Annotated in this window: 13 protein-coding genes; 4 read left to right on the forward strand and 9 right to left on the reverse strand. The window is 47.6% G+C overall.

Features of this window, described 5'->3' with window-relative positions; all coding sequences use genetic code 11:
* Positions 1 to 25 precede the first annotated feature (25 nt).
* The gene (locus tag B9A32_RS05045) at positions 26 to 328 is read right to left on the reverse strand and encodes a DUF2442 domain-containing protein (RefSeq protein WP_084067298.1); all 303 of its coding nucleotides are present in this window, start codon (positions 326 to 328) and stop codon (positions 26 to 28) included.
* Entirely contained in the window at positions 309 to 545 is a 237-nt protein-coding gene (locus B9A32_RS05050) for a DUF4160 domain-containing protein (RefSeq protein WP_084067299.1), read from the reverse strand. The genes B9A32_RS05045 and B9A32_RS05050 overlap by 20 nt, the downstream gene beginning before the upstream one ends.
* A gap of 54 nt (positions 546 to 599) precedes the next feature.
* On the opposite strand from B9A32_RS05050, the gene B9A32_RS05055 reads away from it, so the two are divergent.
* Positions 600 to 785: a hypothetical protein gene (locus B9A32_RS05055; RefSeq protein ID WP_084067300.1), complete on the forward strand. Its 186-nt coding sequence runs from the start codon at positions 600 to 602 to the stop codon at positions 783 to 785.
* A gap of 91 nt (positions 786 to 876) precedes the next feature.
* Here the strand turns inward: B9A32_RS05055 and B9A32_RS21045 are convergent, their stop codons facing one another.
* A complete protein-coding gene (locus B9A32_RS21045; protein WP_139795714.1) occupies positions 877 to 1254 on the reverse strand; it encodes a DUF6399 domain-containing protein in 378 nt (125 codons plus the stop codon).
* A 286-nt stretch (positions 1255 to 1540) separates the two neighbouring features.
* Between B9A32_RS21045 and B9A32_RS05065 the strand changes: the two genes are divergently transcribed.
* Genes B9A32_RS05065 through B9A32_RS05075 form a run of 3 tightly spaced genes read left to right on the forward strand, consistent with a single transcriptional unit; the run spans position 1541 to position 2899 of the window.
* Positions 1541 to 2068: a hypothetical protein gene (locus B9A32_RS05065; protein ID WP_212637766.1), complete on the forward strand. Its 528-nt coding sequence runs from the start codon at positions 1541 to 1543 to the stop codon at positions 2066 to 2068.
* Between the two features lie 2 nt (positions 2069 to 2070).
* The gene (locus tag B9A32_RS05070) at positions 2071 to 2607 is read left to right on the forward strand and encodes a hypothetical protein (RefSeq protein ID WP_084067303.1); all 537 of its coding nucleotides are present in this window, start codon (positions 2071 to 2073) and stop codon (positions 2605 to 2607) included.
* 52 nt (positions 2608 to 2659) lie between these two features.
* Positions 2660 to 2899, forward strand: a complete 240-nt coding sequence (locus B9A32_RS05075) for a helix-turn-helix domain-containing protein (protein WP_084067304.1) — start codon at positions 2660 to 2662, stop codon at positions 2897 to 2899.
* Positions 2900 to 3229: 330 nt separating this feature from the next.
* On the opposite strand, the gene B9A32_RS05080 is transcribed toward B9A32_RS05075, so the two are convergent.
* From B9A32_RS05080 to B9A32_RS05105, 6 genes are all read right to left on the reverse strand, one after another.
* On the reverse strand, positions 3230 to 5992 hold the full coding sequence (locus tag B9A32_RS05080) for a DEAD/DEAH box helicase (RefSeq protein ID WP_084067305.1): 2763 nt from the start codon (positions 5990 to 5992) through the stop codon (positions 3230 to 3232).
* A complete protein-coding gene (locus B9A32_RS05085; protein WP_084067306.1) occupies positions 5992 to 6513 on the reverse strand; it encodes a hypothetical protein in 522 nt (173 codons plus the stop codon). Before B9A32_RS05085 ends, B9A32_RS05080 begins: the two co-directional genes overlap by 1 nt.
* A gap of 61 nt (positions 6514 to 6574) precedes the next feature.
* Positions 6575 to 9865, reverse strand: a complete 3291-nt coding sequence (locus B9A32_RS05090; protein ID WP_212637768.1) for a DUF1156 domain-containing protein — start codon at positions 9863 to 9865, stop codon at positions 6575 to 6577.
* Between the two features lies 1 nt (position 9866).
* Entirely contained in the window at positions 9867 to 10865 is a 999-nt protein-coding gene (locus B9A32_RS05095; protein WP_084067307.1) for a hypothetical protein, read from the reverse strand.
* Between the two features lie 12 nt (positions 10866 to 10877).
* Positions 10878 to 11780, reverse strand: coding sequence for a type II toxin-antitoxin system RelE/ParE family toxin (locus B9A32_RS05100; protein ID WP_084067308.1), 903 nt, complete (start codon positions 11778 to 11780; stop codon positions 10878 to 10880).
* Positions 11781 to 11784: 4 nt separating this feature from the next.
* Positions 11785 to 12873 (reverse strand): AAA family ATPase, encoded by a 1089-nt coding sequence (locus B9A32_RS05105; protein ID WP_084067309.1) that lies wholly within the window; start codon positions 12871 to 12873, stop codon positions 11785 to 11787.
* Positions 12874 to 12879: the final 6 nt, after the last annotated feature.

The raw sequence follows: 12879 nt of genomic DNA on the forward strand, positions 1-12879 counted from the left end.
CTGAAATTGGGGGAAGATTGCGGAATCAACAAGCTTGCCTTGATTCTAACCATCGTTTGAAAGAATTCTGACTCTCCCCTGAAGGTGTCCCGGAAATTATACCTTGGACGCTGATATCCTCATCGATATCTCTCCAGTGCATCCCTTGCCCACCCCCAATAAGCCGCCAATTATTTCTTTCACCCACAGAAGCCTCTTGGAGCCGTGGATACCACGCAAGGGGAACGCTTATGGTTCGTCCGTCGTCAAGTTCAACGGTAAGAGTGTCCTCTGTTACGTTTAAATTGTTTGCCTTTGGAATATTGATTTTAACCGCTAAAGTAGTCATTCCATGCCCCCATTATTTCCACCTGATGTTTTTCAACAATGGATAAAACTTTTTTTATTTCAGATCTGTTAAACCCGCCACTACTTTGGAGCCTTACCGGGTCCACCCAGACCTTTGCAAGGTTGTTTTCACGTTCAACATGAACATGGATGGGCTCTCCATAGTCACCGGAATAAAAAAAGAACCGATAAGGCCCTATCCGTAATATCGTTGGCATATATCAAAACCTCCATGTGTGATCATTTATCAAGTATAAAACATGGACGTAGAAATGAAAACAAAATTCATGGATTGTGGTTTAAACTTTTGGGGATCAGGTTGGGCGGTAATGGGACTGAAAAAAAGACTTATGACGCATAAATCCCCGATGATGACACAGTGGGATGCTTATTTGAGGCATGGGGTATTTCAGGTGGCAGGTACCGGGCAGGATAATGAAGACTTCTCAAATGTTTAAAAAAACATTGCCTCAAGTATTTTTTCCTTTTAGGTATGTATTGTCTGAAATACACATTAAAGGGCTTGGTCATAAGCTGGGCCACTTAACTCTAAGCGGCTATTTTTGTTCCATTTCTCGGCCGTGGCACTTGACTCATATTGCCGAGTAACCATTTAAACATATCAATCGGACGGTTCTCATAAAATCGTTCTGCCGCAGTGGTCCCGTCAGGTCTTTTCAAATAATAGTTGTGTACCACGGTCAGCGCTCTCAATTTTTGATCACTCAGGCGGTGTATGCCATGATGGCGAAGAGAAAGTTGTGCATTACGCCCCTCAACACAAGAACTCGATCTTTGAAAAATTCCTGCAAATTCTCTGGCTTTTTGCTTCATGTGGTAAATATCAGATTCACTGCAATCCGCAAGCGGGCCGTTCCTACCGGATAACACGGAAAGTAATTCTTCTGACTTATAAAGAAGGGCCAAGTGCCATAAGGACCGCCATTAATGAGCTGATTGATTCTGGATATATTCACCGGGATGTGGTCCGGGACAAGTCAGGGAGGATCAGGGGCACCCGGCATGTTATCTTTGACCATCGGGTATCCCCGGAAGCAGCACGCAAGATAACACAGCAGGAACCGAGCATCACTCCCCTGGATGTCACCCCAAATCTGGAGGAATTTTTGATACAGGAAGCGGTACCGGAACAGCCACCCACCAGCCAGGTTAAACCCCGGAACAGGATACTGCACCCAATGCAATTAACCGTATGCGGAAAATTCAAATCAGGAAAATTGACCCCGTATTAAAGAATAAGGGTATTAACAAATCAGAGGTAGTAACAACGACTACTACGCCGGAGCAGGAATTGACCCCAGTGGTTGAGGTTCTGGAAGAAGTGCCGCCGTCGTACCCAGCCACAGAAGATATAAATTCTCTTTTGGATCTTATTCCGGAACAGCACAGCCAGCCCATGGTCAAGGCCCTTGTTAATCAGGCCGTGAAGAAATACACCCTCCTGGAAGTGGAGGAGGCCATTGTGTATTCCACTGCCAATGTGAAAGGCGGGTGGATGCAGTACAAGGCCTACCTGGACAAGACCTTGAAGAACAAGTGGGCTGCCGGGTATCTGGACACCATAAGCACCACTGCCCCTGCCGTGTTTTCCCTTGGGGGCTTTGCCGGGGCAATGCCTGCCGGGAGGTACCCAAATGGCACTGTGACCGGTTCTCCCCGGATGGATAGCAATTATCAAGCTGCCTCTCAATTTATGGCTGAAATGGGTGTGGAGGTGTAGGCATGGAAAAACAGGATATCAAGCAATTTACGGAAGTCATGATGGGGCTTGCCGAGAATTACCCTGGGGCAGTCCTCACCAGCAACGGCTTGAAGCTCAGGTTTGCCGCCCTGAAAGAATTCTCCATTGATCAGGTGGCCAAGGCCGCCATGGAGCTTGTCAGAACCCACAAATATAATTCAATGCCCACCGTTGGCGACATAATCAACGTCATGGACGGTGTGGTCAGGATTAACACAGAGCAGCGGGCGGAGATCGAGGCCGGGAAGGTGTTGGACCACCTGCATTATTTTGGAAGTCAGGTTGCCCCATCTTTTGATGATCCCATCACCAAACACCTGATGTGCCACCGGTGGCGCTATCACTCCTGGGCATCCAGGGTGAAGGAAGATGATTTAAAATGGTGGTCACGGGATTTTGTCCGTGCTTACAAGGCACATTCCGTTGCAGCAAATGCCGGGTTCTACCTTCCAGCAAACCCGGTGGTCCGGCGGGTGACCCATTCAATCGGTGAACCAAGTTCTGTTGAATTGTACTGATTTTAAATTACCTTGGGAAGATTTGCTTTCTGGGGCGATCAAGGGGGATATCATGGGAAAATTAACGAAAAAAGAATTGCAGGAATCATCAACAAGTTACGGTGCGAAAACAACGAGACTTTTGCTTACTACAAATGAGGCTGCGGAATATCTCAGATTAAAACGACAGACCTTGGCAACGTGGAGGCACACCCGGAAAGGCCCTGATTACATCAAAATGGGGCGTTATGTCATGTATGAAAAGAAAGCTCTGGATAAATTAATTTCAGAAAATCGTGTTATCATTAATTGATCATTTCGGGCTTGGTTCTAACTTCGCCCAGTGGTTATGTATCAAATGATTAATTGTTGAATATTATTTTAATTTTCAATTATTTATCGAATACCACCTAATGGGTTCTGCCCAAAGTGGACCAACTTAGAACCAAGCCCATCATTTCCATCTGGGGGACCCCGGGGCTTGTATGAATTTTTCCTTTACCTGGAAAGTGACGATAGCACCAAGACCTGGGGAGAATACCCCAAACGGACAGAGGCCAATGTGGTTGACAGTGACTTGGGATAAACTTTATTAACTTGGATGGATATAACGAGGACGTAATGAACGGATTACCTGTCCTTATCAAGCCAATTCTACCCATGCCAACAGCTCACTTGAATATCCTTTTTCCGGTGTGGCAATGGCACGATGCCTCAACTCTTTTTGCAACGTCGGCTCTATATGATCATTTAAAATGGATAATCTGTTTTTAGCTGAAAAGGATAATTTTCCAGGGGATGTGAAAAAACATGACCGGTACTGCTTCTCAACCGACGGAATTCGTTTACCGTCACTATTGACTGCAATGGGAATCACATGACTTACCGCCTCTTTTCCCTTGCCAAAGGATTGTATCAGCCAGACTGTCAGAACTGCGGGATATCCAAGCCCCATATCCGCAGTTGCCCCCAGAATCGTGGCAGGATAATCTTTGCACTGTTGAATCAATTGATTCATGATCGGATGATCCAGCCCCATCAACTCCAAGGTATCGTCTTCCTGGATTAATTCCCGGTCAAGGGTGCAGATAACAGGAGATTCGTTCTCTCTGACAAGCATTTTGAATCGTTTATCATCCATGTGAATCAGTTTTCCTTTGTTTTTTTGTGCGACCTGTTCCAAAAAACGGATAATGCGGGATTTACTGTCATCAATATTGGCAAGGGGTTTGTATTCATCAAGGCTGAAGCTGTCCAGCTCTTGAAATAACTCAAATACCACCTTTCTTGCTTCATTGGCATTGGACATGGCCTCTTCAAGTTCCTGTTGGGTTCTTTGAAGTGTGGGATCTTCCAGTGCATCCCGATACAGCTGATCATAGCTGAGCCGGTCATTCAACTGCCCCAATATCTGACCCCGAAGATCCTCGGTTACATTGCCCTGCTCATCCACTTTTCCCAATGTACGGGCAATTTCGTTGAGCTTATCCATCAAAAGTAAAAAGATCTTTCCTTCAATGGTGTCGGATAATACCAGATTGTAGACCTGGGCCGTGTACTGCTGACCATACCGATGGATTCGCCCAATCCGCTGCTCCACATCCATGGGGTTCCAGGGTAGATCAAAATTAAACAAAATGCGACTGAACTGAAGATTGATCCCCTCCCGACCGGCTGCGGTGCAGACCATCACCCGTGGTCCATCCGTTTTTCTGAACCGTCTTTCCGCAGCCAGCTTGCTGCTGTGGTCTCCGCCCCTCAATACGACCACCCCTTGACCCGGATAGGAGGTATCAATGGCCCGGGACAGCAGATCCACGGTGGATAGATAGGTGGCAAAAATCACCACCTTTTCATTGGGATTCTGGTTCCACAATGTCCCAAGGGCACGGATCAGCTTTTCAATTTTGGTTTCCTGTTCATCAGGATACACGGCAAGCAATTCTTTAATGCGCAGACGCTCTTCAGGCAGGCACATGGCAATGGCGGTGGCAGCCAGATTTTCGCCCTCAGCCACAACCACTTCAGATGATTCTGAAGAGGCGGCAACGGCAAGCTCCTCTTCATCCATTTTTTTGATCACCTTGAGTTTTAAATCCGAAAGCATCTGATCCACTTCAATACGGCCCACCTGATCACGGGGCAGGTTATGGTCGGTGTGGATCATCTCCCTGGCTTCATTCATCAATGCCAGGTGTCCGTCAATATCCAAGGCCTGATCCTTTAATATGGCCTCATGGATGGTCAGGCTGAGCTGACGTCGACGCAGGGTACTTCTGACAGCGGCAAAGCTGGATGCGGCAATTTTCTGGAAAATGGTCATCACAAATCCCAGGGCCCGGCCCTTGTTTCCCTGCTGTTTGGCCAGATTGAACCCATCAAGCAGGTATTCACGAAGCTTGGCGTAAAACGCATTTTCCCTGCCGGACATGGTAAAGGCTTCCGTATGGACCCATCGCCGGGTGAAAAGAGGGGAGCCGTCCGGGGTACAGGCATCGGCTTTGGTTCGCCGATAGACCACGGCATTGAGGCGGTGGCGTTTGTCCACCATATCATCCGGCCCTTTGAAAAGTGTGGGATTCAACAGCTGTATCAGCATCCAGAAACGAAAATGATCTCCCTGATGGGGAGTTGCAGAAAGTAACAGCAGATCACGGGCATGGTCCCGCAAGGCCTCGGCCAGCTTGTAATTTTCGGTTTTCCGTACCTTGCGGCCCGATTTGTATGCCGACAGATGATGGGCTTCGTCAAACACCACCAGATCCCAGGGCGGGGCCTCTTTCAGTCTTTTTACCCGGGCCCGCCGTTTCAGGGTATCCACACTGGCGATCAGGCGGTCATGCTTTGCAAAGGCATTGCTTCGGCGGTCGGTGACATCCCCCTGGGCACCAAATACCTCAAAATCAAGATTGAATACCTCGTTCAGTTCCCTGTGCCAGTTGTTCACCAGACCCGCAGGCACCACCATCAAGGCCCGATTCAACTCTCCCCGGCTGGTCATTTCCCGGAGAATCAGGGCGGTTTCAATGGTTTTACCCAGGCCCACTTCATCTGCTATCAGAAACCGTCTGGGTGATGCGGTGGCCACCCTGTGGGTCAGGACCACCTGATGGGGCAATAGATCAATCCTGGCCGCAGTCATGGCTGCGGCATTGTCCATCAACGGCAATGCATGGGCTTCCACATAAAGCCATGCATTTCTCAGACGATCCTTGCCCCCTGACACATCGGCGAGCATCTGTTCCGTTGGGGTCTGGAGGGGGGAAATGGCATCCTGAAATACCTGTCTCTCCCCAATGGGAAAAAAGACCCTTACATATCCGTCCGCTGTGCTGCTGACGACAATTCCCTCTCCAAATTCAGGGTGACGCACCCGTTGGCCTGCTTCAAATTTGATGTCAGACATCAACTGATCCTTGGGTGATACAGCCCGGCCCACTCTTTACCGTCGTAATCGGCCTGGTTGTCGTCGGTGTCCATGATCCGTTCAATCTCTTTTTCCGCACCGGAAAAAAGCAGTCGCCCCATGGGCAGGCCATCCCCACCGGTGGGTTTGTGCTTCCAGAAATAGTGTTCGCTGGCGCCTTTCATCATAATCCGAGCCCGGCCGCTGGGGACCCAGAAGATGAGTCCGGCCTGCCCTTGATAGAAATCCTGAAATGAGAGCATGGCCTCTTTAAGATCCCTTTCAATCCATTCTTCCGCATCCTTTGTATTCAATAGATCAATGGTGCCCTCAAAACCCGAGACCACCATGGTGTCTCCATCCAGGGACGGCAGCTCTTCGGGCCAATCATCCACCTGGGAAAAGAATTGTCTCATGGAGAGCACTGCGCCCGGGTCAATCAATTGGGTCAGGATGTCACCGCTCCAGAGAAATGCCAGACCACGGCGGGGCCATCCACGGTTAAAACGTGTGTGAACCATTACATTTCCTCATCGTAAGTATTCGGTTTGGTATTGTAAATGTTTGGTCAGTTCCCCATATTTACTCCCCATCATCTGGATTACCAAATATATCCAGCTGTTTTAGGGGTTGTTTTTTCGCTGAAATTTGTTCATACAGACGGGAAGCGGTGATGGCCGCATTGCGAATCTGTGGGGTGCCGCCATGATTTCCCAGCCATTTTAAAATCTCTCCAAGGGCGGGATGGGCCGTGAACTTGGGATTGTTCAACGTATCTGCGGCATTGATACCGCTTCCCTCAAAACAGGCCCCGGTAAAGAACATGGCCTGATCATAATCGCTGTTCATATTTTTTTTCTGTTTTCCCACCCAGGATTTGGCCATGTCCAGGGGAGGGGTGAGATGAAAGATTTTTTTATCCACATACACCCATCCCCGTTCCACATAATCCGATGGGGCCGATCCGGTACCTCTTAAAAATTTATGGATCTGATCCCTGGGAAGTTCGTTCACCCCATGAAAGAGGCGGAGCAACATGCGGGTAAAGGGCTCTGCATTGTAGGGAGGGGGTTCCTTGATATCTTCGGCTTCTTCATCCAGTAATTGATTGATTCCCACCAACGCCTCCAGAACAGATATTGGCGTGTCTTGATCCTTGTACACCTTGCCGTAATGGCGGGAAAAATATTCCAATGCTTTCCCCCGTCGGATCACCTGAAGATCAGCTTCCATCAAGCCTGCTTCCTGGTGATGTTCCAGCAATTCTTGAAGATCCCGTACATCCCGGAGAATTTGTCTTCTGAGCTTTGCCCAGGAAATGGGTTTTGAGTCTTCATTGCGTTTGCGGCACACATGGATGATGTCATATTCAATTTTTCGAGATCCAAATTCCCCTGACCCTTTGGTTTCATCACTACGAATCGGGTATGTTGCTTGAAGGTAAAAACCGGCATTGAAGAGAGATTCAAGAACCGATACCCACGGGGCATCTTCACTGTGGTGAAAAGTAAAAGCAAGCATACCACCGGGTTTGAGAATGCGGTGAGCCTCTTTCCAGCTTGACGTCAACAACCGCTGATAGAAAATATCAGCGTTATCTTTTCCAGTTAAATGATCTTTTCCTGGGTTACGCCCACGATTAGCAATACTTTCCAATATCTTTGGGGTGTAATGGTGTGAAAAATAATCGCGGTGTTGGTCTTTTAAAGCGATTCGTAACCAAGGATAAAAAAAATCTGACAGGTCAGAATAGTGTATAAGAGAACCAAATGGTGGATCTGTCACAACAAAATCATAGAATGAATTTTTCTGTACTTTTAGTTCTGTAGCTGAACCACACTCTAATATAGGATGATTAAATAATTGATCTCCTGGAAAGACTTTTTCACTTTTTCCTGTTAAATGTCCACTCAACTCTTGTTTAATTTGAGTAATGATGTCATTTCGTATTATTTCCCATGGATTTTTTGACCATGAAAGTGAAACAAGTAAATTTTTTATACAAGATTGGAAATTCCCTCTACCTAAATTTGGAAACACGCAATTTTCTACAAAATTGTTTTTAGGATGATAATTATTATTACTCATATGTGGCGCCATACAATCCCTACTAATATCCCAAAAGCAGTATATGTTCTGATTGCGCAAATATTGCTGAATACCTCCTATAACAAACATTTTAACATCATGATTATAATCTTTTTTTGTTTCTTTAAGTGCCTTAAGAAGAGAAGTATGTACAATCATTTGCCTTGGGTTGAACATTTTCCACCAATGTGTGAACCCATGGTCAGGTTGAATATATAATTTACTGTCATTACCATGCTCATATTTGAATAGAGATTCTTTTGGGTAATAACCATCTAAGTCTGAATTTTTTCGCGTTCCCCACTCTTTCAGAGAAGCATCCAATGTTCTACTGTCATCAACTGGTACAAAAAATCTCCCACCATAGGGCTGCCCTTCTTCATGACAACAAGGACAATATCCTTGAATTGCATACATGGAAACTGGCCCTGTTTTCCCTGATGCTTTGACCGATTTCAGGACATCCTGAACAGTTCCGCACCCCCCGCATGAAAAGTTGCTCCTTTTGGGGACAGTACCTCCTTCTTTGCCGGTATGGATGACAACACCAGTCTCCGGACAGACAATTTCCTCCGGCAGTTTCCCCCGAACTTCAATCAATTTGCAACTCTCTGCACGGGCCTGGTTCCATGGGATAGTCTCTTCCACCGGGTCATCCGCACTACCGCCGTATGGTCTGCCATCTGGATCAGTGCCGGCTTCCCCTTTTAGCCAATCCGGATGCACAAGAAGAGAGAGGGAGACCTTTTTGTTGGTACCGTTGGGAAATCTCCCAAAGGTTTCTTTTTCACCGCAGAGGGGACACACGGCACTTTGGGGTTTTTGTGTCAATTCGTCCAGTGATGCCACAACAAAAGGATATTCCGTATCCGCCACCACCAGGGGAACCCCGGGAGCCATGCGGGCATCCCGTGCTTCAAGGTCGTATTCTCCTTTGCAGTGTTTGCATCTTCGTTTCCAATGCTTTACGGAAAGGGTTTTAACAGCCATCACCGGGGTGGACATGATGGGGGTTCGATGACCGCAACCGGTGACCTGACAGGGGCCATGTTTTGCCCAGAACACGTAAATGATCTCCGGGCCTTGGTAAGTGTACCCCTTTCTTTGTTCCGCTGACAGGGCAAAGGGATCAAAATCCTCTCCCATGATTTCCCCGGTGCTGACCTGGGTCCATTGGCCTTTATGCCCCCGTGGGCAATCACAGGTGTAAAAGGGCATGATCTGGGGTTTTACCTCGGCTTCGATCTCCGCCAGCAGTGATTCCACCTCTTCCTTGTCCACCTTGGCCATCTCATTTTTAACGATGAACCACGCCACCGGGTTAAGGTCATTGCCGTACATCTGCATGCCAAGGCGGGAGCCCTCCACAATGGTGGTCCCGCCCCCCATGAAGATGTCCGCCACCTTGAGATCTTTGAACGCTCCCTTTTGTTGGTGGTTGCCGTAATAGGCATTCCAGACCAGACGGGCCGCTTCCGAAGGATCGTCCGGTGCCTTGATGGCCGATGCCAGCAACATGGCCCGGAAAACACTGCTGCGCCGCCGTGCCCACCATTTGGACATCTGGTAGATGGGTTTTCCGGCATTGCCCTCAATGGCGGCAATCTGATTGATGGGAATGATGGGGAAATCCACCTCAATGCAGGTGAGAGGACGATGGGGATCAGAAAAATCAACGGTTTCACATTCCCACGGTTTGCCTGCGCCAACGGCCTTTGCCACCTCTTCCGCCAGCCAGTCCGCTTTTTTCATTCCCTTATCTTTCCAGGGTTGTGCTTTAGCCATGTTAGTTGCTCCTGCTGATTTCGATATAGGGAACGGCAATTTCAAGCACCGTCAATCCGCCATGGGTCAGGGTGGGATATCCACCGGCGCTTTTCCATTTTCTTCGGCCGTTAACATAGCCGTATGCGCCATGCCTGCTTTCAATCTCCAGATCAATGGGGGGGACCCACCATGATCCGGTATCCATTTCATTATTGTGCCACCTGCCGCTTTTGAACTGTTTTTTCAAATAATCACTCTGCTGCTTATTGGCATCGGGGAACAATCCGCTGGCGGCATAACCGTGATCCGAAGTGATAATGACCCGACGTCCCTGGGTCAAGCGATGAATCAACGACCAGAAACTGTCACCGGTAAAATGGAATTTTATTTCATCAACAAGGGAAGAAATTCCCTTGCCGGCTGCGTCATGGTGGTGAAGCCGATGATCCGGAAAATGGTGCCAGAATACCCAATCCGGCTCAGAACCGATCAAATCGGCGCAGGCGCTCCATTCCATATCCGTGGATTCCGTCACGGCTCCGGGTAAATGGTGGGCACTGCCGCCCCCATTGTTGGCAAGAGAGGAGCGCTGGTTAAAGCCCAATGCTTTGGCAAAGGGTGTGGTGTCTGCGGGCAGTTCCGCACAGACAGGCCCGGCCTTGTGGATGGTAAACCCTCTTTCTTTTGCCTGCTGGAGCAGCCAGGGGACTTCCCGGAGTGAGAAGGCATCAAGGATAAGAACGCCTCGACCTGTATCATGATCATTCCACCAATTGATCAGGGCGTTGGATGTCTGCGGCACAGATTGTTCATAAGTTGACCAAAGATCCCATCCGGCAGTGGCAAGATAATGGTCAATATTTCCCACTGCCCGGTCTCTTTTAATGATTTCAGAAGCCGGGTTGGTCCTGGAAACGGGTTGGGAGCAGAAGTTCCAGGCATAAGACAGAATGGAGTGCCATGCATCCTTTGAAGACTCATTTTGTATTTTCCGGACAAACTCAAGGGAACTCGTCATGGGCTGCTTTCCTTATTGTTTTGAGAGATTCGTCCAAAGTAATTGGGCACGTTGCATGTTCTCTTTGTATCCTTCTTTGTTGCTTTTTTTAATAAATCCCACAAGAATGGCTTGGCCATCGCCCGGAAGAGCACCAAACAGGACACGGATGGCACCTCCGGGATAGGCAGAAAATCGCAATTCTCGCATGCCGTCTCCATCTCCCAGATTTTTAAACAAAGGCTCTCCGCCTGAGAATCGTCTTTGTGCAGCCAATTGAATCTTTTTATATACCCGGTGGCGGTTGGTTTCATTCAACCCCTTGTACCATTCCCGGAATTCTTGCGTGTATATGCACTGGGAGCAGATATCGTCTATGGTGCGCTCCGTCAGGGTTTTTATCTCGTTGTGGAGTTCAATGCCGTTTTCCACCCCGGAAATATTATTGATGAAATACCGCTCTTCCCTTTTTTCATCATCATTCCATCTGGAGATGGATACCTTGCTTTTTTCCCAATGGTCATGGGTAAGAAGACTTAAAAGCGTACCATCCACCAGCCATGCAATGCCAAGGATATCCATTACTTCATTCAATCCGGAAGCCGTCAGATAGAATTGAAATGAGGCAAGTTCATCAAAGGCTTCAAGGGTTATATGGTCCAGGGCCGGACTTTTATCTTCGGCCTCCTGCAACATTAACAGTAAATCAATGAGTTGATTGGCTTCAAGTTCGTCTAAAAAATCATTGTATGTATAATTTTCAGCAAGTTGACATTCGTAGATTGTTTTATTCCTGTCATCAAAATATAGAGCGAATCGATCATTTCCGGTATTCAACTCCAGCATTCCATAACAAGCTTCAAGCATCAAATTGTAGGCGGATTTTTCATCATCGGCAGGCAGACTGAGCGTATTCAGACAAATGGCATGTTCCATGGAACTACCTCCGACCGGCTAATTTGGCTCTATTTATAAGGGTTTGATCAAAAAAACCTTCCGGCCAGAAATCCAGTTTCCCACTTTTGTGCAATTTCGGGGTTTCCACAACGGTCTCATATTGACTGATTTTATCCTTAACCACCCGTTGATTTTTAAAATAGTGGAAGATGGTTTTTTCACTGGATAGTTTGCCGTCTTTAACTGCCAGCCGAATGCCGTCCATCACATGTTCACTATGTGTTTCAACAATAATTTGGACCCCGGTGGATGCTGCGGATGCGATCAAGCCTCCAATGGCGGTTTGGCCCTGGGGATGCAGGTGTGCTTCCGGGTTTTCCAGTAGTATCAGAACCCCGCGATTTTCTTTTTCCTGTTTTTCATCTTCATTTATCCAGTCTGCGGTCATGCCCAGTAACAGCACAATCACGGACAGAGTGTAACTTAATCCGAATCCGGCATTTGGGGGCCTGAATCCATTCATGGTGGCGAATGACGAGTCTCTTTTTCGTTCCACCATATGCTTGAAATCAACCCCGGGTGCCACTTCGGCAAGCCATCCCCGGACATTCCACTCCAGGGTGTCGCCTTCGGCTTGGGGATGTTTGAGCCTTGAGTCAATAGTGTCCAGTTCATGTCTGGCCAAAAAATCAATCACATACTCTCCGTATTCGCCGACATTGGATAATTCTTCCATATATTCATAGGTCGGCAAATACACCCTTGGCCCCCACCGCTCTGCGCTTAAATAACAAACCAAAGGAAATTGGGACAGAGATTTGTCGAATGGATCCATGACAGGCCTATTTTTTTCATTGAAATTTATTTTTAAACCAATGGGAGCCCCTGAATTTTCCACTACAATTTCCATGGGGGCTTTTTTTGAGGCATTGATATTTTTCATTTCTTGAATGGAACCGTGTTGCGGCAGGGTGGGATCACCGGTTTTGGTCCAGTTGTCCACCATTCGTATGGCCTGAATCAAAGAGCTCTTGCCTGAATTATTCAGGCCGGATAACAGGGTTAAATTTGATAATGGTATCTGTAAATTTGAAAACGATTTAAAATTGGACAGTTTGATTTGATTAAACATATTGCC

It is taken from the genome of Desulfocicer vacuolatum DSM 3385 (assembly GCF_900176365.1).
Taxonomy (GTDB): domain Bacteria; phylum Desulfobacterota; class Desulfobacteria; order Desulfobacterales; family Desulfobacteraceae; genus Desulfocicer; species Desulfocicer vacuolatum.

Coding starts and splice junctions, on each gene's coding strand:
- B9A32_RS05045 (WP_084067298.1), bottom strand. CDS start 328: ATGACTACTTTAGCGGTTAAAATCAATATTCCAAAGGCAAACAATTTA.
- B9A32_RS05050 (WP_084067299.1), bottom strand. CDS start 545: ATGCCAACGATATTACGGATAGGGCCTTATCGGTTCTTTTTTTATTCC.
- B9A32_RS05055 (WP_084067300.1), top strand. CDS start 600: ATGAAAACAAAATTCATGGATTGTGGTTTAAACTTTTGGGGATCAGGT.
- B9A32_RS05065 (WP_212637766.1), top strand. CDS start 1,541: ATGCGGAAAATTCAAATCAGGAAAATTGACCCCGTATTAAAGAATAAG.
- B9A32_RS05070 (WP_084067303.1), top strand. CDS start 2,071: ATGGAAAAACAGGATATCAAGCAATTTACGGAAGTCATGATGGGGCTT.
- B9A32_RS05075 (WP_084067304.1), top strand. CDS start 2,660: ATGGGAAAATTAACGAAAAAAGAATTGCAGGAATCATCAACAAGTTAC.
- B9A32_RS05080 (WP_084067305.1), bottom strand. CDS start 5,992: ATGTCTGACATCAAATTTGAAGCAGGCCAACGGGTGCGTCACCCTGAA.
- B9A32_RS05085 (WP_084067306.1), bottom strand. CDS start 6,513: ATGGTTCACACACGTTTTAACCGTGGATGGCCCCGCCGTGGTCTGGCA.
- B9A32_RS05090 (WP_212637768.1), bottom strand. CDS start 9,865: ATGGCTAAAGCACAACCCTGGAAAGATAAGGGAATGAAAAAAGCGGAC.
- B9A32_RS05095 (WP_084067307.1), bottom strand. CDS start 10,865: ATGACGAGTTCCCTTGAGTTTGTCCGGAAAATACAAAATGAGTCTTCA.
- B9A32_RS05100 (WP_084067308.1), bottom strand. CDS start 11,780: ATGGAACATGCCATTTGTCTGAATACGCTCAGTCTGCCTGCCGATGAT.
- B9A32_RS05105 (WP_084067309.1), bottom strand. CDS start 12,873: ATGTTTAATCAAATCAAACTGTCCAATTTTAAATCGTTTTCAAATTTA.